Source organism: Bacillus sp. FSL K6-1218, from assembly GCF_038006445.1.
GTDB lineage: Bacteria > Bacillota > Bacilli > Bacillales > Bacillaceae_G > Bacillus_A > Bacillus_A thuringiensis_S.
Map to the genome: position 1 here is coordinate 1,903,799 of NZ_JBBOVE010000001.1, position 18,775 is coordinate 1,922,573.

The following is an 18,775-nucleotide window of genomic DNA, read 5'->3' on the forward strand; positions in this document are numbered from 1 at the left end:
GGAATAGATAGATATGGAGAATATTCCTTTTTTACGTGCTTCAACTGTACCTGTAATTGAGTATTTGGACGAATTGAAGGAAATTGATACATCTCATATATATACGAATTATGGACCTATAAATCAACGTTTTGAGGAAACAATTATGTCGGCATTTTTTCAAAACAGGGGAGCTGTTACAACAGTAGCAAACGCAACGTTAGGGTTAATGGCGGCTATTCAACTAAAGAAAAGAAGAAAGGGAAAGTATGCTCTCATGCCTAGCTTTACATTCCCTGCGACTGCCTTAGCCGCTATTTGGTGTGGATTGGAACCTTACTTTATTGATATTTCAATAGATGATTGGTATATGGACAAAACCGTACTTTTGGATAAGATAGAAGAATTAAAAGAAGAGGTTGCGATTGTTGTCCCGTACGCCACTTTTGGATCATGGATGAACTTAGAAGAATATGAAGAATTAGAGAAGAAGGGGATTCCGGTTGTCGTAGATGCGGCACCGGGATTTGGATTAATGAATAGAGGGATGCATTACGGTCAAGATTTTAGTGGAATGATCGTATATAGCTTTCATGCAACAAAGCCTTTCGGAATTGGTGAAGGAGGGCTCATATATAGTAAAAACGAAGAAGATATACAACGTATTAAAAGAATGGGGAATTTCGGATTTGATAAAAATCGTGAATGCACGATGATGGGATTTAATTGTAAAATGTCTGAATACGCAGCAGCTATTGGGATTGCGACTATAAAAAAGTGGGATCAAAAATTAAAAGAACGCACCCGTATTTCTAAATGGTATAAACAGTTGTTACAAAGTACTGGGTTAATGAAAAAAGGGTGGGGAGTTCAAAAGACAGAAGCAGTTATTCACCAATTTATGCCTATCATTTGTCCAGAAGAAGTTCACAACATACAAGTAATAGAAGAGCTGAAAAAACAGAAGATAGAAGCTAGATTATACTTTTCACCATCTTGCCACCAACAAGTTCTTTTTAGAAAATATAAGTCTACAGATTTAACAAAAACGAATAAAATAGCAAAACGAATCGTAAGTTTACCTTTATGGGAAGGAATGACGAAAGAACTAGTAGAGCAAATTGTAATCTGTTTAGAGCAGAAGGTGGTGTCGGTAGATGAATAGTTTTTATAGTCAAGAAGAACTAAAGAAAATTGGATTTTTATCTGTTGGGAAAAATGTATTGGTTAGTAAAAAAGCAAGTATATATAATCCAGGTGCTATATCAGTTGGCAATCATGTAAGAATTGATGATTTTTGCATTTTAAGTGGTAAAATCACAATTGGAAGTTATTCGCACATATCAGCGTATACAGCGTTATATGGAGGGGAAGTTGGGATTGAAATGCATGATTTTGCAAACATCTCAGCTAAAACGATCGTATATGCAGTACTTGATGATTTCAGTGGAAATACATTAATGGGGCCAACCGTCCCGAATCAATATAGGAATGTGAAAGCAGAAAAAGTTATTTTAAAAAAACATGTGATTATTGGTGCTAATTCTATTATTTTTCCAAATGTAACTGTAGGAGAAGGTACGGCAGTCGGCGCGATGAGTATGGTAAAAGAGAGTTTAGATGATTGGTATATTTACGCTGGAGTTCCCGTAAGGAAAGTAAAACCTCGTCAAAAAAAGATGCTAGAGTTAGAAATTGATTTTTTAAAAAGCATTCATTCTTAACAAAAAAGAATGAATGCTTTTTATTTTTATCCCGCTATTTGCCGATAAAGAGTCGACTGGTGAGGGCTAATTAAAGTTTCACTTTATGATAGAGCAGAGTGTATCTTAACTTATTATGTTTTAAATTTTGCTGACCAAGGCAATACTGAGCCATAGTGAATGTAAAGTTGGAGGGCGAGCGTATATGTTTGATGAGGATGGGATTGTTTTAATTATGGAACCAGCTGATGAAAGAAACTTGAGGAGATTTATTTTTTCAGTGCCAAAGTCAGTGTATGAAAAGAAGGGGCTTACATTACACTATGGAACAGCTATAGGACAAGGGTATATGGATATAATTGAAGATATTATAAGCGTACATATAGAAATAGATGTTGTAACGATAATAGGGCATGTAAGAGGATAAATAGCTATTTGAAAAAGGTTATAAACAATTTAGCTAGAAGTTATGTATAGAGAAAATTACAGACAATTATAAGGACGAAGGGGGTCTAAAATGAAAATAAAATCAATTTTATTAGTATTTATAGTTTCAATTGGTTTAATGGGATGTTCAATAGTGGAGGAAGGAAAGAACTCCCTAGATTACGCGCAAAAAGCGACAGACTATGTAAATGAAATAAGTGCATTTGCAAACGATGCACCAGCATTAGCAGAAAAGGCCGTTAATGATAGCGAGGCTCGAAAAGAATTAGAAACGAAGCTTAGTGAAATTAAACAAGATATACCCGCATTCAATGAATTAACGCCACCTGATGTAGCCAAGGATCTTCATCAACAAATCGTCGGATATAACGAAAAGTTAAATACGTTAATTGATACGGCGATGACAAAGATAGAAGAAGGGAAAGTGGATGTAGAGCAATTTAAAAACTCTGAGCTTATGCAGACGGTAGATCAAGTTCGAGATTTGAAAGATAAGGTGCAAAATTTAGGTCAATAGTAAAAAGCTCCGTTTGTGATAAACGGAGCTTTTTACTATTGGATACAATAAACGATTACACCAACGATAATAATCATGTTACCGATGAGTTTACGTTTCGTTATTTTTTCCCCTAGGAAATACCAACCGAAAATTAATATGATGATATAACTTAAGGATTCTAATGCTGATGCTTGTTTTAATTCCATGCCCTTCATGGCAATTACATTTAATCCAGCGTTAAGTACAAATAAAGAGTAGCCGATAATAACATAAGGATTCATATATTCTTTTATTCTAGAATCGTATTGTTGTAAAGTAGCTTTTTTTAATAATATTTGTGAGTAATTAGCTAAAATTATCCCGGAAATAAATAATAACATATAACTATTCATCTTTTGTCACCACCACAATTCCGATGATAATAATAGCTGCACCAAGTAAATGATTCCACTGAATCGTATCTCCAAATAGAAATACTGACCAAAGCATTGACCATAGTATAATAATCCCGCGATGTGAATATGCTTTTGAAATTTCGAAATGTTTAATTACTTGTTGCCATAAAATTGCATATCCGAATAAAAGTACAACTAGTCCGAAATAAGCAATAAAAAATGAGATTGAAGCAATTGGAAATTGAGCTGCCCATTTCATGTAAACCATAATGATAGAATATATCAAAAAAGCTACATGTAAAAATACATAATTTTTAATAGTTGGTTTCATTTATTCACTCTCTTTTGCATATAAATATATATTTATACCTAATTTTTCTAATGATAGATATTGGAACGTATTTTGTTTAATCTTTCACATTCCAAAGTATATAGTATCATGGCTTTTATCGTAAAACAATAGAAGCCATGCATTCATTTTTTCCAAGGTTCTACAATATGTATCGTTTTATTTGTTGCATCCAACTCTACTTGAACACCGATAGGTATAGTAATCATTGGATGTGTATGACAACAATCGAAGTCAGCTAGAAAAGGAATTCTTTGATTTTGAAGCACTTCTAACAGTATTTCAAAAGGTTTTCGATTGGTACCACAATCATCAAATTGCTCGTGTTTTCCAAGAATGATACCTGAAATTTTATCGAATACACCGTTAATTTTAAGTAATGAAAAGCTTCTTTCAATAGTAGCTGCATCTTTTGAACTGTCCTCAATAAAGAGAATGTCGCCTTCTTGAATATGTGGCATATAGGGGCTACCAAAAATTCCTTGTATCGTGTTTAAATTCCCGCCAATAATACGCCCAGTAGCTTTTCCATCAATTACTGAAATCCAATTGTTTGGACGAAATTCTTTCTCCTTCGTCTTTTCTTCCCAATTAATAAATTCATCTGACCAAAATAACGGTTGTTTTATATGATAAGGAAGAGATTGATCATGTAGTAAAGTTTCAGCAAAATATTTGTATGTGCAATCAATAAAAGGTTCAAATTCGCCAAAGGAAGGGACGAGAGCTGGTCCATAAAATGTAGGGATTCCTGTTTTGGCGTAAATTCCTAGTAATAAAGCAGTTGCATCTGAATACCCAATCATTATTTTAGGGTTCTTTAGAAAAGCATCATAATCAATATAAGGTAATAGTGAATTTGAATTCATCCCACCAATTGTTGACATAATACAAGAAATATTAGGATTTCTTATCAAGGCATTTAGTTCCTCAGCGCGCTCTTGTATACTACCAGAACGATAAAAATCATATCGACCTGTTAATGAACCTTCTAATATATGAAACCCTTTCTGTTGTAAGTAAGATTTTGCTCGTTCAAATCTTTTTGGAGAATTGTAGGTTATTGGTGAAGAAGGGGAGTAGATCCCAATTGTGTCGCTGTATTTTAATGATTTTGGAAGTAGCATTTGTATGAATCCCTTCTATTAAATAGTTTATTTACGAACTTTGTCATTGAATATTCTTATATTTCAGCATTTTAAGTTTAACATAAACAAATTGAAATAATAATTGCTGTATATGAATAAATATACTTTTTGCCTTGACTCTATAAAGGAATTGTTGTTAAGGTTAAATGTGAGTGTATAAAAGGTTTGCTAAAGGAGTTTTGAAATGAATCGGTTAAAATGGGGAAGGATGACTGTCCTATTAGTCATTGTTTTAGGGATATGTTGGTTCTTATTCCAAGGTACTCAAAAGAGTGCCACAAATGTAGAGGGACAACCCCTGCAAGTGGCAGAATTACCTAAAGCAGGATTTACTGAAAAAGCAGTCCCGCCAAAGTATATTCCACCAAAAATTGATGCAAAAGCAGCTATGATTATCGATGCGAGTGATGGAGATATTATTTATCAATATAATGAAAATGAAGCTTTTGCACCAGCTAGTATGTCTAAGATGATGACGGCGTATCTTCTATTAGAGAGTATACATAATGGGAAAGTTCGCTGGGAAGATCCAGTGAAAATGAGTGTGAAGGCGGCACAGACAGAGGGAGCAAGAATCCCAGTACAAGTTAATGACACATTAACTGTTAATGATTTATACCATGCATTAATGATTGAATCAGCTAATAATTCAGCTGTAGCTTTAGCAGAACATATGGCAAAAACGGAGAAAGATTTCGTTCAGCTTATGAATGCAAAAGCGAAACAGTTAAAAATGTCGGAACATGCTAAATTTGCAAATGCTTCTGGATTACAAGAGCCGGATGGAAGTGAAACAAAAATGACGGCTGCTGATGTAGCACAATTGGCGTACCATCTTATAAAAGATTATCCGGAAATATTAGAAGTGACTCACTTACGTCAAAGTCAGTTAGCATTTAATAATATTAATGTTATAAGCACAAACGACATGTTAAACAAAAATAATAAAAGTTCATATATAGAAGGAATGGACGGATTAAAAACAGGATTTACAGATAGCGCAGGATACTGTTTTACTGGGACTGCAAAGCAAGGTGATAATCGAATTATTACAGTGGTCATGGGGACATCAAGTAAAACAAAACGTTTTACAGAGACGAATAAGTTAATGTCGTATGCATTTGGATTAGTTAATTAAGTAAGTAAAATACCAATCTAGATCGCTACATAAGTAAGGCTGTTTGTTGTTACTAATTTTAGATAACAACAAACAGTCTTTTTATTTTCATTTTAAAAAGGAAAAAGAGTCTAAATACAAGTGTTATCATTTGAGTTTATCCCGCAAAAGCCCCGCTGATTAAAGTTTCACTTTATTTGTTGCTGTGATATTATAAAGTTATGAACTTATTAATAATAAGTTTGAGGGGCGTAATATGATATATACATATGAAATAGCCTCAATTGAAAATTGGAGGGAATTATGATGGCAAAAGATTTTTACTCAGCAATTGAAGACAGAAGATCTATTTATGCAATTAGTAAAGAGCAAGTAGTTTCTGATGAGAAAATTCAAGAAGTGATTTATCATGCTGTAAAACATACACCTTCAGCTTTTAATTCTCAAAGTGCTCGTGTTGTTGTTTTATTAGGAGAACAACATGATAAATTATGGGATATTACGAAAGAAACGTTAAGAAAAATTGTACCTGAAAATAACTTTGCACCTACTGAAGAAAAAATGAATGCATTTAAAAGTGGTTATGGAACGGTTTTATATTTTGAAGACAGTGAAGTAGTGGAAGGCCTTCAAGCAAACTTTGCATTATATAAAGATAATTTTCCAACTTGGTCTCAGCAATCATCAGGAATGTTACAATTTGCAATTTGGACAGCTTTAGAAATTGAAGGGTTTGGTGCTACGTTACAGCATTACAATCCGCTAATTGATGAAGAAGTGAGAAAAGAGTGGGATGTTCCAGGGAATTGGAAACTCACTGCGCAAATGCCATTTGGTAAACCGGTAGTACATGCTGGTGAAAAAGAATTCCAACCGTTAGAAAACCGTGTGAAAATTTATAAATAATTTGATAAAAGGTGAACAGGAATATAACCTGTTCACCTTTTTTTATAAGTAATAAGGGTTTTTTTGTCCTTCATTTTTTATCTGATTTTTCAATTCATCTTTACGTGTTTCAACAGCTGATACTTTTTGTAATGTTATCATTGAAACGAATTGAATAAAAGCATAGTACAGCTCTATATTTTTTTGTATAGGATCATCTATTATATGTCTCACAAATATGCCTCCTCTTTTTATTAGGATATGTATATAATACTATGGTTATCCTATAAATTCTATAATCAGAAAAAGAGAACAGTTGGTATAGTGTGTGTTTTCTTTAAAGGAGAAATGGTTTTTATAAAATAAATCTTACAATTCGTCAAATTATTTCAAAATTGTAGATAGTATAGAAAATTAGTTTTCTAAAAATATTATACTATTGATAAATAGAGTGATTTTTGTCATGATGAAAGTATACTTCATGTAAGGAGCTTTATAAGGAAATACATAATGTAGTTTGTATTAGGTTAATAGAATTTTTTGTAATAGATAGAAAAGGGATATTTTATATTAAAATATTAAATGAAATGTCGAATTTTCATGCGATATATAAGAAATTTGAAAAAACCATTGCAAAAACACTATATTTAATGATAAAGTTCACATGAAGTTCACACGGATTTCACTTTGTTCATTTAAAATGAACTCTGTGTGAAAAATAAAACTCTTGCTAAAAAATGGAACTGGATGAATATTTTACTTTGATAATATTGTAAAGTATTAAAGTTTTAAGTTTTTTTAAGAGGATAGTAGGGAAAGGAAGTAAAGACAACTTATGAAAAAAGTAATTGCAGGTTTAGCAGCAGCTTCTGTAGCTGGCGTTGCAGTTCCAGGAATGGATTCTGCTCATGCACAAGTTTCAAATGAAGCGCTAAAAGAAATTAATGGACAAACTCAAACTCAAACTCAAACGACTGTAACTGAAACAAAAACTGTAGAAACAACTTCTGAATTAAAATACACAGTAACTGCTGATGTATTAAATGTTCGTTCAGGTGCTGGTACAGGACATAACGTTATTTCTAAAGTAAAATCAGGCCAAGTGCTACAAGTAGTTGGACAAGAAAATGGTTGGTTCAAAGTAAACGTAAATGGTCAAACAGGTTATGTAAGTGGTGACTTCGTAACGACTGGTGGCAAAACAGGAACGACTGTTCAACAAGGAACAGGCACTTACACAGTAAACGTTTCTTCACTTAACGTACGTACAGGCCCAAGTACATCTCATACAGTATTAGGTTCTGTAAATAAAGGTAAAACAGTACAAGTTGTAGGTGAAGTACAAGATTGGTTTAAAATCAACTTCAATGGTGGAACTGGATACGTAAGCAAAGACTTCGTAACAAAAGGTGGTTCCGCTGTATCTAACGAAACACAACAACCAACTACAAACAACAATACTACAACAGTTCAAACTGGTGGTTCTTATGTTGTTAACACTGGTGCTTTAAAAGTACGTACAGGCCCAGCTACATACAACGCTGTAATCGGTGGAGTAACAAATGGTAAAGTACTAAACGTTACTGGTGCTGAAAATGGTTGGTACAAAATTAACCATAACGGCCGCACAGGTTACGTAAGTGCAGACTTCGTTAAGTTTGTAAAAGGCGGAGTAAATAACGTTACAAATAACAATAACAATAACGTTACAAATAACGTTCAACAACCAGGTAAAGACGTACAAAAACCAACAACAGGTGGAGATACATCTTCAATCGCTGGATTCGCTAGATCTTTAAATGGTTCACCATACAGAACTGCTGGTACAACACCTGCTGGTTTTGACTGCAGTGGATTCATTCACTACGTATTAAATCAAACTGGTCATAAAGGCGCTCGTCAAACAGTTGCTGGATACTGGAGCTCTAAAACAAAAACTAGCAATCCACAACCAGGTGATTTAGTATACTTCCAAAATACTTATAAATCAGGTCCTTCTCACATGGGTGTTTACTTAGGAAACGGTCAGTTCATTAGTGCAGAAACAGATGCAACTGGTGTACGTATTAGTTCTGTAAGTAACTCTTACTGGAGCAAGCACCTATTAGGTTACACAAAAGCATACTAAGAAAGTAGTTTTATATACTTTTCGTATAGAGAAAAGGCTTTCCAAGGAAACTTGGGAAGCCTTTTTATAGTTGAATGAATTGAAAGTTTAGTAGTTTTTATTTTAAATTTCCATTTAAAAATCGATCATATAAGTCATGGAAATAGTTAGGACGAAATAAGTTAGCTGCATGTCCTGCTAAAGGTATTTCCTTATATAGAACGTTAGGCAAAATAGATTTCAAATCAAATAGACAAGATTTATAGAGATGATCATGCTCTCCCATTACCCATAGTATAGGGTGAGGAAGTGATTTTAATTTAGATTTTAAATCGAATTCTAACCGATGTCGTAATGACTGGGCAATTATGGATGAATGTAATTGTAATCCGAAACGGTAGTAAATATTTCTTGAAATGACTGCGAACGGATTTGCTTTTAGTATACCACTTGGAAAAATAGTATTTGCGTATTGAGAGAGCCATTTAGAGTATTCATCTCCTCGCTTCTCCCAAAAATTTTGGAATACGTTATATAAGCGAGAAGGGTTATTGTAATGTCCTCCAATATGACAAATACTTAATACTTTTTCTGGATGCATTTGTGCAAAAATTGTAGAGATGTAACAGCCGTAACTTAGCGCACAAATATGAGCTTTTTTAATACCTTCTTGTTCATATAAGTTTAATAATTGATCTACGAGGCGCTGTAATGAAAAGTCGATTGCTTCTCCTTTATCATCACCGTGACCTAATAGGTCATAAGTTATAATGTTGTAGGAGGCAGAAAATCGTTTTTGTTCCTTTTTGAAGGCACGACGATTGCCAACTAATCCATGAATAAAAATAATTGTTTCCTTTTCAGAATGTATATTTGTTTGCAAAAAGGATACTCCTTTCACTAACTGGAGATTTATATCGTGTTGTAAATTATTTATCTATAATTTACATAGAATAATATTAAGTACCAGGTAATAATATCAGATATTTATATCTGTTGTAAAGATGAGTTTTTATGTATATTTTGTAAAAATAGAAAAAGTGTGTTTACATTCAGTTTACATTTGTATCGTATTCTAATTTTAGAAAGAACAGTTTTGTTTAACACGAGGAGATGAACAGGAATGGAAGTTAGAAATGAAATGAAGAAAAAAGGGAGTTGGAGGCAGTTTTTACGCCTTATTCAAGATACAAATCCTCCGAAAGGAATTTTAGTTTTTGCATTATTAATGAGTTTGCTTTCTACGGGAGCGAGTTTATTTATTCCCATGCTAACAAAAGGATTAGTAGATAATTTTTCGCTTTCTTCAATTAGTACAGGACAAATTGTTGGGTTAGTTGCTTTCTTTGTAATGCAAACTATTGCGGCAGGGTTATCTATATATTTACTAAATTACATCGGTCAGAAGATTGTAGCGGGACTAAGAGAACGTTTGTGGAAAAAGGTACTTATTTTGCCGGTATCTTATTACGATCAAAATAGAACAGGTGATACGATTAGCCGTATGACGAATGATACAGGTGTTGTGAAAACGTTAATTTCTGAGCATTTGTCAAACTTATTAACAGGTGGTATTTCAATTGTTGGATCGTTAATTGTATTATTTGTTTTAGATTGGAAAATGACTGCGTTACTTTTAACGGTTATTCCGTTGTCTGTATTAATTTTAGTTCCACTGGGGCGAAAAATGTATAAGATTTCAAAAGCACTTCAAGATGAAACAGCATCTTTTACAAGTGTGTTAACGCAAGTGTTATCAGAAATTCGTTTAGTGAAATCTTCAAATACAGAAAAAAGAGAATATGAAACGGGTAATACAGGTATACAAAAGTTATTACAATTTGGTTTGAAAGAAGGAAAAGTGCAAGCATTAATTTCGCCAGTTATGTCGTTTGTTTTAATGGCACTACTTGTTATTATCGTAGGGTATGGCGGGATGCGAGTTTCTAGCGGTGCATTAACAACTGGTGAACTTGTAGCGTTTATTTTGTATTTAGTTCAAATTATAATGCCGATGAGTCAATTATCTATGTTCTTTACACAATTCCAAAAGGCAATTGGTGCAACGGAAAGAATTAGTATGATTTTAGAATATGAAGTAGAAGATCATGAAACTGGTGTGAAAGTGACAAATGCTAAGCAGCCGATCGTTCTTGAAAATGTACATTTTGAGTATAACGAAGAAGAGCAAGTTTTGAAAAATATTGATTTCACAATTGAATCTGGAAAAGTGACAGCGATTGTAGGACCAAGTGGTAGTGGGAAAACAACGTTATTCTCATTACTGGAACGTTTTTATGAGCCAACTAGTGGTGCTATTAAATTAGGAAAAGAATCAATTACGAGTTATTCATTACAGTCATGGCGACGTCAAATCGGTTACGTATCACAAGATAGTCCGTTAATCGATGGAACGATTCGTGATAATATTTGTTACGGTGTTGAGGGCGAAGTAACGGATGAAGAAATTGAAAAAGTAGCAGCAATGGCATATGTTGATGCATTTATTCATGACTTACCAAACGGTTATGCAACAGAAGTTGGAGAACGCGGTGTGAAGCTTTCTGGGGGACAAAGACAGCGAATTGCCATTGCCCGAGCGTTACTTCGAAATCCGCAAATTCTTATGCTAGATGAGGCGACTTCAAGCTTAGATAGTAAATCTGAGTCTGTCGTTCAAAAAGCGTTAAATAACTTAATGAAAGGCAGAACAACGTTAGTGATTGCGCATAGACTTTCTACTGTTGTAGATGCAGATAAAATTGTCTTTATTGAAAAAGGGAATCTTACAGGTAGTGGTACGCATGATGAATTATTACAGACGCATGATATGTATCGTGAGTTTGCAACGCAACAATTGAAAATTAAAGAGGGTGCATTATAAAATGAATCATCAGCGGGAAGTTTACTCCACTGATGATTCATTTTTAAAAAATATATTAGATGCTAAGTAGAAAGGAAATGGTTCCTTTGATACCTAAAATTTTAATAGTAGATGACGATCCACACATTAGAGAACTCGTTTCTGTATTTTTAGAACGAGAAGGTTTTCAAACATATGAGGCAATAGATGGAGTAGATGCACTTCAGAAAATGGATGACGTAAAAGTCGATATGGTTATTCTTGATATCATGATGCCAAATATGGATGGATTTGATGTATGTTTTGAATTAAGAAAATACTATGATATCCCGGTTCTGATGCTAACTGCCAAAGGGGAAACATCACAAAAAGTAAAAGGATTTCACCTTGGGACAGATGATTATCTTGTAAAGCCATTTGACCCTATAGAACTAGTAGTGAGAGTAAAGGCATTATTGAAACGTTACCAAATTACAGTTTCACAATCGATTCAAGTTGGAAATGTATTATTAAATCGTAAAACATTCGAAGTTATATCTGGAGAACAAACGGTTACGTTACCGTTAAAAGAATTTGAGCTGCTCTTTACTTTAGGGTCTAAATCGGGAAGAACTTGTTCGAGAGAGCAATTAATTGAAGAAATATGGGGATATGATTTTGAAGGGAATGAACGTACACTAGACGTTCATATTAATCGGTTACGTGAGAAGTTTCAAGAAGAGCAGTCGAAATTTAGTATTAAAACAATAAGAGGATTAGGGTATCGCTTAGAGGTAAGTAAATGAGAAAAAGAAAACGGATGAGTAAGTTGAAGATGCTGAAAGTATTTGGAGCGGTATTAGCGCTCTTTTCTTTTCTTACTATCATTTGGTCTATCGCATTTTATGTAGCAACTAGTATATTGAATGCTTTTGACGTAAACGTATCGCCGTTTGTTGCCTTTCTAATTAGTGATATGGTCGGTTTTGTATTTATTATTCTTATTTGGACATTAATTGGAATATTAATGAGGCCAAAACGAGAGGCAATGATTTGGACTATTATTGAACCGATACAAAAAATTGCAAAAGGAGATTTCTCCGTAAAAATACGAAATGAAGAAAAGTATGATGGAGAAATTGGCGTGCTCGTAAAAAGTATAAATGATATGACAGATGAACTGAATACGATGGAGAAAATGAGACAAGAATTTGTATCGAATGTTTCTCATGAAATACAGTCACCATTAACTTCTATAAAAGGATTTGCTAGAGCACTACAAGACGATAATCTTTCTGAGGAAAAAAGAAAGCATTATCTTACCATTATTGAAACGGAAACAACGAGATTATCTAAACTAAGTCAAAACTTATTGAAGCTAACTCTTTTAGAATCAGAAGAGTATATACCAGAAAGAGTGAGTTATCGATTAGATCAGCAGTTAAAGCAAATTGTGTTAAATAGTGAACCACTCTGGGCTGAAAAAGAAATTGAGTTAGAACTAGATTTAGAAAAAGTACATGTTATTGCTGACCAAGAAAGTATGAGTCAAGTGTGGATTAATTTAATTCATAATAGTATTAAATTTACTCCAAGCGGTGGTACGATTATTATTCAGTTAAAGGAACATGAAACAGTAGTGGAAGTGCGTATCCGTGATTCAGGAATTGGTATATCTGAAGAACAGAAACAACATATTTTTGAGCGTTTTTATAAAGCGGATTCTTCACGAAATCGTGCCTATGGAGGAAGTGGCTTAGGTTTAGCTATTGTAAAAAAAGTACTCGATCTTCATCATGGGGAAATAAAAGTTGAGAGTGAGGAAGGAAAAGGTACTGAATTTATTGTGCGTATGCCGAATCATGAAGAGAAATAGTGTTAGAAGGAGAGCCTTCTAACACTATTTCTCTTTAAAAATGCATTTACCGTTACTGCAATTATATTGATAAGCTTTTCCTTCGCTATTCATACGATATGAGTAATCGGATTCTTTATCTTTCTTAAAGTCAACGTATGCTTCCGCACCGTTTTTATCGCCATCTATATCAATGAATTGAACGTGTCGTATAGAATAATCTTTCTTTTCTCTAAAACCTCTTCCTTGCAAGTTTGTATGAATACCATCTACTAACTGGTCAAACAACGACCAGTTTAAATTAAGATGTTCAAATGACTCAGTGTGTCTTCCTAAAATACCGTTGTCTTGTATTATTTTTTTATTATCATCGTATGTATAAGAGTATGTAAAATATGGTTCGTCTTTATATACTACTGTTGCATAATAGCCAATATTATAAAGGGGAGTATATTTTCCGGTTATGTTTTGTATTTCTTCTTGCTTATAACTTTTTTAATATGGAGATAATCGCTAGTATCTTTTTCTATTACTTTATAATTTAGTGGATTACCAAATATAAAGTACAGTGCAAACAATATGATAAATAGTCCAACTGCAGTTAGTAACAAGACCCATTTTTTTCTTTTCATACACATACACTCTCCTATGCTGGATTTGTTTTTATTTTACATGAATAATAATGGTAAAAACATGAAACTTATAAATAAAAACTTTCTATAGTTACCTACAAGTAACCTACGCACATGAAAGTGCATCATTGCCTTTTTACATAAACATAGATACAATTTTAATATAATACATAACTGAGATGATTAAGGAGTGTTATACTTGGCAGAATTATTACAAGGTAAAAATGCTTTAATTACAGGAGCGGGTAGAGGGATTGGTCGCGCTGTAGCAATCGCATTAGCGAAAGAAGGCGTAAATGTAGGCTTATTAGCTCGTTCAGAAGAAAACTTAAAAGCTGTAGCGAAAGAAGTAGAAGCAGAAGGTGTAAAAGCTGTTATTGCAACTGCTGATGTTTCATCATACGAAGAAGTAACAACTGCGATTGAAACGTTAAAAAATGGTTTAGGATCTATCGATATTTTAATTAATAACGCTGGTATTTCTAAATTCGGTAAGTTTTTAGAACTAGACGTTGCTGATTGGGAAAAAATCATTCAAGTAAACTTAATGGGTGTATACTATGCAACTCGTGCAGCTTTACCGAGCATGATTGAACAACAATCTGGTGATATCATTAACATTTCATCTACAGCAGGACAAAAAGGTGCACCTGTAACAAGTGCATATAGTGCTTCTAAATTTGGTGTCCTTGGCTTAACAGAATCGTTAGCGATGGAAGTTCGCAAACATAACATTCGTGTAACAGCTTTAACTCCAAGTACAGTAGCAACTGATATGGCTGTAGATTTAGGGTTAACTGATGGAAACCCAGATAAAGTAATGCAAGCAGAAGATATTGCAGAATTTATCGTAGCGCAGCTGAAATTAAATAAACGTACATTTATTAAATCTGCTGGGCTTTGGTCTACTAATCCATAGGAATTAAATTTATATTTAAAAGAAGGGATATCTATTCTGTAAGGGGTAGATGTCCCTTCTTTATTTTTTGTATTCGAGACAGAATTTTCGGTATAATTAAAAGTGAATGGAAGAAAGCATTGGGAAATTGAAAGGGATGGTATTTACATGAGTACAATTGAGAAATGGACGGTTGTTGATCAATATATGAGTGATGTATTAATACCGAAAGATTCTACATTAGAAAGGGTCCTTCAAGCGAATGCTGCAGCTAATTTACCGGCACATGACGTATCGCCAACGCAAGGGAAGTTTTTGCAACTATTAGTACAAATTCAAGGAGCTCGAAACATTTTGGAAATTGGTACTCTAGGCGGATATAGCACGATATGGATTGCAAGGGGCTTACCATCTGGAGGTCAAGTTGTTACATTGGAAGCAAATGAAAAACATGCAGAAATTGCACGTAGCAATATTGAACGTGCTAATTTGAATGATAAAATTGAAATACGAACAGGATTAGCGTTAGATTCTTTACAACAAATAAAAAATGAGAAGTATGAACCTTTTGATTTTATTTTCATAGATGCTGATAAACAAAATAATCCTGCTTATTTTGAATGGGCACTGAAACTATCACGCCCGGGTACTATAATTATTGGAGATAACGTAGTACGTGAAGGAGAAGTTATTGACAATACTAGTAGCGATCCTCGTGTACAAGGAATACGCCGTTTCTATGAATTAATAGCTGCTGAGCCACGTGTTAGTGCCACAGCGCTTCAAACTGTAGGAAGTAAGGGATACGATGGGTTTGTGATGGCAGTTGTAAAAGAGTGATGTAAGGAGGAAGAAGGGATGAAAAAGAAGTTTCAAAAACTATAACATGTATCGTGTATAACGAGATTAGCTCGTGGACCTCCAGTATACATAGCATTATATTATATATTAAAAAATTGGAGGCTTATAAGTAGATGAGAACTGAAAAAGAAATGTTAGACTTAATTATAAATACAGCAAAAGAGGATGAAAGAATTCGAGCAGTTATCATGAATGGATCGCGTGTAAATCCAAATGTGAAAAAAGATTGTTTTCAAGACTATGATATTATGTATGTTGTAAATGATATACAATCTTTTATGTCTAATCATAATTGGGTTCATAGATTTGGAGAAATAATGATAGTACAAATGCCAGAAGAAATGTCGTTAGTTCAACCAGATGAAGATGGGAAGTTTCCGTATTTAATGCAGTTCATGGATGGGAATCGGATTGATTTAACGCTAGTTCCAGTTGAGTTAATAAAAAAGTTCGTTGGACAAGATAGTTTAAGTAAACTGCTTCTTGATAAAGATAATTGTCTGGAAGAATTCCCGCCAGCAAGCGATAAGGATTACTTAATAAAAAAACCTACAGAAAAAGAGTTTTTAGATTGCTGTAATGAGTTTTGGTGGTGTAGTACAAATGTGGCAAAAGGATTATGGAGAGAGGAACTTTCTTATGTGAAAGGAATGCTTGAAGGACCAGTGCGAGATATGTTAATCATAATGCTAGAATGGCATATTGGTATGAAAACAGACTTTACAGTTAATGCAGGGAAGTTTGGAAAACATTTCGAGCAATATGTTGAAGAAGATATGTGGGAGCAATTTAAACAAACATTTTCAAATGCCGACTATGAAAATGTTTGGGAGTCATTTTTTGTCATGGGTGATTTATTTAGGGCAGTGGCGAATGAAATTGCTAAAACATATGGATATCAATATCCGCAAGGTGATGATGAAAAAGTGACGAGCTATTTAAAGCATGTGAAAGCTTTGCCGAAAGATAGTACATCGATTTATTAATATTGCATAGTGGTAAGACTGTCCTAATTATGGACAGTCTTATTTTTGTACATGAATAACGATTTCTCTAACAAAGTGCTGATGAATCACATATGAAAATTTAGGGAGGTTTTTTATCATGTATTATTTTTATTCGTCAGAAATGTTCGTTCCATTTCAATGGGGACTAGAACGAGATGTTTCGTATGCTTATATGCCATATAACTCACTTTATTATGGAGAATATATAAGCGCATTGCCATACGCATATATCCCTCAAAGCTATGAAGTACAAATGAAAGCAGATAATCGTGGATCGTGGACACCATTTTCATGGGTTGAAAAATATGCGTACGCATTTTCAGGACCGTATAATAAAGCGGAAGTAGCTCTTACATTTGATGATGGACCAGATTCAGAATTCACGCCAAAAATATTAGATAAGTTAAAACAACATAATGTAAAAGCTACTTTTTTCTTACTTGGTGAAAACGCAGAAAAATTTCCGAACGTAGTAAAGCGTATTGCAAATGAAGGGCATGTAATTGGTAATCATACGTATAGTCATCCGAATTTGGCGAAAGTAAATGAGGATGAGTACCGTAATCAAATTATAAAAACGGAAGAAATATTAAATCGTTTAGCTGGTTATGCACCGAAGTTTATACGTCCGCCATACGGTGAAATACTTGAAGATCAATTAAAATGGGCGACAGAGCAAAATTTTATGATTGTACAGTGGAGTGTTGATACGGTTGATTGGAAAGGTGTGAGTGCTGATACGATTACAAATAATGTGTTAGGGAATTCATTTCCTGGAAGTGTCATCCTCCAACATTCAACACCAGGTGGGCATTTACAAGGATCTGTAGATGCACTAGACAAAATCATTCCGCAGTTAAAAACGAAAGGGGCACATTTTGTAACACTTCCAAGTATGTTCCAGACATCAAAAGAAAGAAAGTGAATGTGTTATAAATTGGGGAAATAAGGGTTATGTCGTATAATGAAAGTGTAAGTTAGGGGGGATATAATTGATTGATGCACTAGTAAACATAGGAATAAGCATATTGATTGGTATTATTTTTATACTTGCGGCAATTATTCTTCAAAAAAATCCACCGAACGATATTAATGCGGCATATGGTTATCGTACGAAACGATCTATGAAAAATAAGGAATTATGGGATGCGGGTAACAGGTATAGTGCAGAAGTGATGAAGCAAAACGGATTCATCATGATGTTAATTGGAAGTGTTATTAGTATACTGTTTAGATATCCACATACAATAATAGTGATTATGGTGGTTATGCTGTTATTAATTATTCGTTTATTTATACAAGTAGAGAATAAATTAAAGATACTTGAACAATAATAAAAAATAGGACTCTACGCAATATTATGCTAAGAGTCCTATTTTATTTATAAACTATTATTTTTTAATAATTCTTTTCCTTTCTCTATAACAAATTCATAGTATGCAAGATCATACGGATAAATATCTTCAAATGTTATTGTAATTGGTTTATTGTTTAAAACAGAAATAGCTGTAAAAGATGAAATCTCACCATTTAATAGTTGTAGAAAAGAAGTTGCATGTACTTTCATCACATCGTCTACTTCTTCACCTGGTGCGAATGGAAGTGGATTGATGACATTGTGAAAATACATATGACAAAATTCACGATCAGTAAGATTTGAAATTTCATAATCTATTTTAAAGATTCCTTTGTATACTAAATCAGTAGTTTGAAAGGAAAGCCCCAATTCTTCTTCGATTTCACGAAGACCACCAATTTGTACATCTTCATCATGCATAATATGTCCAGCTGAAGTAATATCCCATATACATGGAGCTTCTTTTTTATTTTTAGAGCGTAATTGGAAATATAAGAATATATCTTTAGCATCTTTTTCTACAAACCAACAATGAAATGTTTCGTGCCAATCACCGTCACGATGCACTTCATCGCGTAATTTCTTCCCAAGTGTATTTCTTTCAGAATCAAATATTGTTAACCACTCTGTCATTTTAATTCCCCTTTCTGCAAATTTTATTATACAATATTCGTATTGAATTTTGGGAAAATAA

21 protein-coding genes and 1 pseudogene are annotated in these 18,775 nt (G+C 33.6%); 15 read left to right on the forward strand and 7 right to left on the reverse strand.

The window, feature by feature from the left end; all coding sequences use genetic code 11:
- The first annotated feature begins 13 nt into the window (after positions 1-13).
- The 4 genes from MHI26_RS09775 to MHI26_RS09790 all read left to right on the forward strand — a co-directional run bounded on the left by MHI26_RS09775 (position 14) and on the right by MHI26_RS09790 (position 2,646).
- Positions 14-1,144, forward strand: a complete 1,131-nt coding sequence (locus tag MHI26_RS09775; protein ID WP_000427947.1) for a DegT/DnrJ/EryC1/StrS aminotransferase family protein — start codon at positions 14-16, stop codon at positions 1,142-1,144.
- Complete coding sequence (locus tag MHI26_RS09780) at positions 1,137-1,703, forward strand: acyltransferase (RefSeq protein ID WP_061667441.1); 567 nt, start codon at positions 1,137-1,139, stop codon at positions 1,701-1,703. The genes MHI26_RS09775 and MHI26_RS09780 overlap by 8 nt, the downstream gene beginning before the upstream one ends.
- Positions 1,704-1,887: 184 nt before the next feature.
- Complete coding sequence (locus tag MHI26_RS09785) at positions 1,888-2,109, forward strand: hypothetical protein (RefSeq protein ID WP_000459099.1); 222 nt, start codon at positions 1,888-1,890, stop codon at positions 2,107-2,109.
- A 90-nt stretch (positions 2,110-2,199) separates the two neighbouring features.
- On the forward strand, positions 2,200-2,646 hold the full coding sequence (locus tag MHI26_RS09790; RefSeq protein ID WP_061667442.1) for a DUF6376 family protein: 447 nt from the start codon (positions 2,200-2,202) through the stop codon (positions 2,644-2,646).
- 35 nt (positions 2,647-2,681) lie between these two features.
- Here MHI26_RS09790 and MHI26_RS09795 read toward each other — a convergent pair whose 3' ends face one another.
- From MHI26_RS09795 to MHI26_RS09805, 3 genes are all read right to left on the reverse strand, one after another.
- Positions 2,682-3,020, reverse strand: coding sequence for an EamA family transporter (locus MHI26_RS09795; protein ID WP_061667443.1), 339 nt, complete (start codon positions 3,018-3,020; stop codon positions 2,682-2,684).
- A complete protein-coding gene (locus MHI26_RS09800) occupies positions 3,013-3,354 on the reverse strand; it encodes an EamA family transporter (protein WP_000805127.1) in 342 nt (113 codons plus the stop codon). The genes MHI26_RS09795 and MHI26_RS09800 overlap by 8 nt, the downstream gene beginning before the upstream one ends.
- A 143-nt stretch (positions 3,355-3,497) precedes the next feature.
- Positions 3,498-4,499, reverse strand: coding sequence for a S66 family peptidase (locus MHI26_RS09805; protein ID WP_061667444.1), 1,002 nt, complete (start codon positions 4,497-4,499; stop codon positions 3,498-3,500).
- A 205-nt stretch (positions 4,500-4,704) separates the two neighbouring features.
- On the opposite strand from MHI26_RS09805, the gene MHI26_RS09810 reads away from it, so the two are divergent.
- On the forward strand, positions 4,705-5,658 hold the full coding sequence (locus MHI26_RS09810) for a D-alanyl-D-alanine carboxypeptidase family protein (protein WP_061667445.1): 954 nt from the start codon (positions 4,705-4,707) through the stop codon (positions 5,656-5,658).
- A 282-nt stretch (positions 5,659-5,940) separates the two neighbouring features.
- Positions 5,941-6,543 (forward strand): nitroreductase family protein, encoded by a 603-nt coding sequence (locus MHI26_RS09815; protein ID WP_103945424.1) that lies wholly within the window; start codon positions 5,941-5,943, stop codon positions 6,541-6,543.
- Between the two features lie 42 nt (positions 6,544-6,585).
- Here the strand turns inward: MHI26_RS09815 and MHI26_RS09820 are convergent, their stop codons facing one another.
- Positions 6,586-6,756: a hypothetical protein gene (locus MHI26_RS09820; RefSeq protein ID WP_061667446.1), complete on the reverse strand. Its 171-nt coding sequence runs from the start codon at positions 6,754-6,756 to the stop codon at positions 6,586-6,588.
- Between the two features lie 601 nt (positions 6,757-7,357).
- Here MHI26_RS09820 and entFM point away from each other — a divergent pair.
- Positions 7,358-8,650, forward strand: coding sequence for an enterotoxin EntFM (gene entFM, locus MHI26_RS09825; RefSeq protein WP_000755511.1), 1,293 nt, complete (start codon positions 7,358-7,360; stop codon positions 8,648-8,650).
- Between the two features lie 97 nt (positions 8,651-8,747).
- On the opposite strand, the gene MHI26_RS09830 is transcribed toward entFM, so the two are convergent.
- Positions 8,748-9,512, reverse strand: coding sequence for an alpha/beta fold hydrolase (locus tag MHI26_RS09830; RefSeq protein WP_001194307.1), 765 nt, complete (start codon positions 9,510-9,512; stop codon positions 8,748-8,750).
- Positions 9,513-9,752: 240 nt separating this feature from the next.
- Here MHI26_RS09830 and MHI26_RS09835 point away from each other — a divergent pair, with 240 nt between their 5' ends.
- From MHI26_RS09835 to hitS, 3 genes are all read left to right on the forward strand, one after another.
- Entirely contained in the window at positions 9,753-11,513 is a 1,761-nt protein-coding gene (locus MHI26_RS09835; protein WP_000453892.1) for an ABC transporter ATP-binding protein, read from the forward strand.
- Between the two features lie 86 nt (positions 11,514-11,599).
- Positions 11,600-12,277: an envelope stress response regulator transcription factor HitR gene (gene hitR, locus MHI26_RS09840; protein ID WP_000612412.1), complete on the forward strand. Its 678-nt coding sequence runs from the start codon at positions 11,600-11,602 to the stop codon at positions 12,275-12,277.
- Positions 12,274-13,347 (forward strand): envelope stress sensor histidine kinase HitS, encoded by a 1,074-nt coding sequence (hitS, locus tag MHI26_RS09845; protein ID WP_001231617.1) that lies wholly within the window; start codon positions 12,274-12,276, stop codon positions 13,345-13,347. Before hitR ends, hitS begins: the two co-directional genes overlap by 4 nt.
- Before the next feature lie 24 nt (positions 13,348-13,371).
- Here hitS and MHI26_RS09850 read toward each other — a convergent pair.
- A pseudogene (locus MHI26_RS09850) lies at positions 13,372-13,964 on the reverse strand (DUF3139 domain-containing protein).
- A 193-nt stretch (positions 13,965-14,157) separates the two neighbouring features.
- Between MHI26_RS09850 and MHI26_RS09855 the strand changes: the two are divergent.
- The 5 genes from MHI26_RS09855 (at position 14,158) to MHI26_RS09875 (ending at position 18,058) form a co-directional block, all read left to right on the forward strand.
- Complete coding sequence (locus tag MHI26_RS09855; protein WP_000818985.1) at positions 14,158-14,877, forward strand: 3-ketoacyl-ACP reductase; 720 nt, start codon at positions 14,158-14,160, stop codon at positions 14,875-14,877.
- Between the two features lie 147 nt (positions 14,878-15,024).
- Entirely contained in the window at positions 15,025-15,696 is a 672-nt protein-coding gene (locus MHI26_RS09860; protein WP_061667447.1) for an O-methyltransferase, read from the forward strand.
- Between the two features lie 134 nt (positions 15,697-15,830).
- Positions 15,831-16,703, forward strand: a complete 873-nt coding sequence (locus MHI26_RS09865; protein ID WP_001258520.1) for an aminoglycoside 6-adenylyltransferase — start codon at positions 15,831-15,833, stop codon at positions 16,701-16,703.
- A 118-nt stretch (positions 16,704-16,821) separates the two neighbouring features.
- Positions 16,822-17,649 carry a peptidoglycan-N-acetylglucosamine deacetylase gene (locus MHI26_RS09870; RefSeq protein ID WP_061667448.1) on the forward strand — a complete coding sequence of 276 codons (828 nt, stop codon included), beginning with the start codon at positions 16,822-16,824 and terminating at the stop codon, positions 17,647-17,649.
- Between the two features lie 67 nt (positions 17,650-17,716).
- On the forward strand, positions 17,717-18,058 hold the full coding sequence (locus tag MHI26_RS09875) for an SdpI family protein (protein WP_000564325.1): 342 nt from the start codon (positions 17,717-17,719) through the stop codon (positions 18,056-18,058).
- Positions 18,059-18,105: 47 nt separating this feature from the next.
- Here MHI26_RS09875 and MHI26_RS09880 read toward each other — a convergent pair whose 3' ends face one another.
- Positions 18,106-18,714: an NUDIX hydrolase gene (locus MHI26_RS09880; protein WP_000141377.1), complete on the reverse strand. Its 609-nt coding sequence runs from the start codon at positions 18,712-18,714 to the stop codon at positions 18,106-18,108.
- Positions 18,715-18,775 lie beyond the last annotated feature (61 nt).

What these genes read in the sequence shown, in the direction of transcription:
- MHI26_RS09775 (WP_000427947.1), top strand. Translation starts at nt 14, where the DNA reads ATGGAGAATATTCCTTTTTTACGTGCTTCAACTGTACCTGTAATTGAG.
- MHI26_RS09780 (WP_061667441.1), top strand. Translation starts at nt 1,137, where the DNA reads ATGAATAGTTTTTATAGTCAAGAAGAACTAAAGAAAATTGGATTTTTA.
- MHI26_RS09785 (WP_000459099.1), top strand. Translation starts at nt 1,888, where the DNA reads ATGTTTGATGAGGATGGGATTGTTTTAATTATGGAACCAGCTGATGAA.
- MHI26_RS09790 (WP_061667442.1), top strand. Translation starts at nt 2,200, where the DNA reads ATGAAAATAAAATCAATTTTATTAGTATTTATAGTTTCAATTGGTTTA.
- MHI26_RS09795 (WP_061667443.1), bottom strand. Translation starts at nt 3,020, where the DNA reads ATGAATAGTTATATGTTATTATTTATTTCCGGGATAATTTTAGCTAAT.
- MHI26_RS09800 (WP_000805127.1), bottom strand. Translation starts at nt 3,354, where the DNA reads ATGAAACCAACTATTAAAAATTATGTATTTTTACATGTAGCTTTTTTG.
- MHI26_RS09805 (WP_061667444.1), bottom strand. Translation starts at nt 4,499, where the DNA reads ATGCTACTTCCAAAATCATTAAAATACAGCGACACAATTGGGATCTAC.
- MHI26_RS09810 (WP_061667445.1), top strand. Translation starts at nt 4,705, where the DNA reads ATGAATCGGTTAAAATGGGGAAGGATGACTGTCCTATTAGTCATTGTT.
- MHI26_RS09815 (WP_103945424.1), top strand. Translation starts at nt 5,941, where the DNA reads ATGATGGCAAAAGATTTTTACTCAGCAATTGAAGACAGAAGATCTATT.
- entFM (WP_000755511.1), top strand. Translation starts at nt 7,358, where the DNA reads ATGAAAAAAGTAATTGCAGGTTTAGCAGCAGCTTCTGTAGCTGGCGTT.
- MHI26_RS09835 (WP_000453892.1), top strand. Translation starts at nt 9,753, where the DNA reads ATGGAAGTTAGAAATGAAATGAAGAAAAAAGGGAGTTGGAGGCAGTTT.
- hitS (WP_001231617.1), top strand. Translation starts at nt 12,274, where the DNA reads ATGAGAAAAAGAAAACGGATGAGTAAGTTGAAGATGCTGAAAGTATTT.
- MHI26_RS09860 (WP_061667447.1), top strand. Translation starts at nt 15,025, where the DNA reads ATGAGTACAATTGAGAAATGGACGGTTGTTGATCAATATATGAGTGAT.
- MHI26_RS09865 (WP_001258520.1), top strand. Translation starts at nt 15,831, where the DNA reads ATGAGAACTGAAAAAGAAATGTTAGACTTAATTATAAATACAGCAAAA.
- MHI26_RS09870 (WP_061667448.1), top strand. Translation starts at nt 16,822, where the DNA reads ATGTATTATTTTTATTCGTCAGAAATGTTCGTTCCATTTCAATGGGGA.
- MHI26_RS09880 (WP_000141377.1), bottom strand. Translation starts at nt 18,714, where the DNA reads ATGACAGAGTGGTTAACAATATTTGATTCTGAAAGAAATACACTTGGG.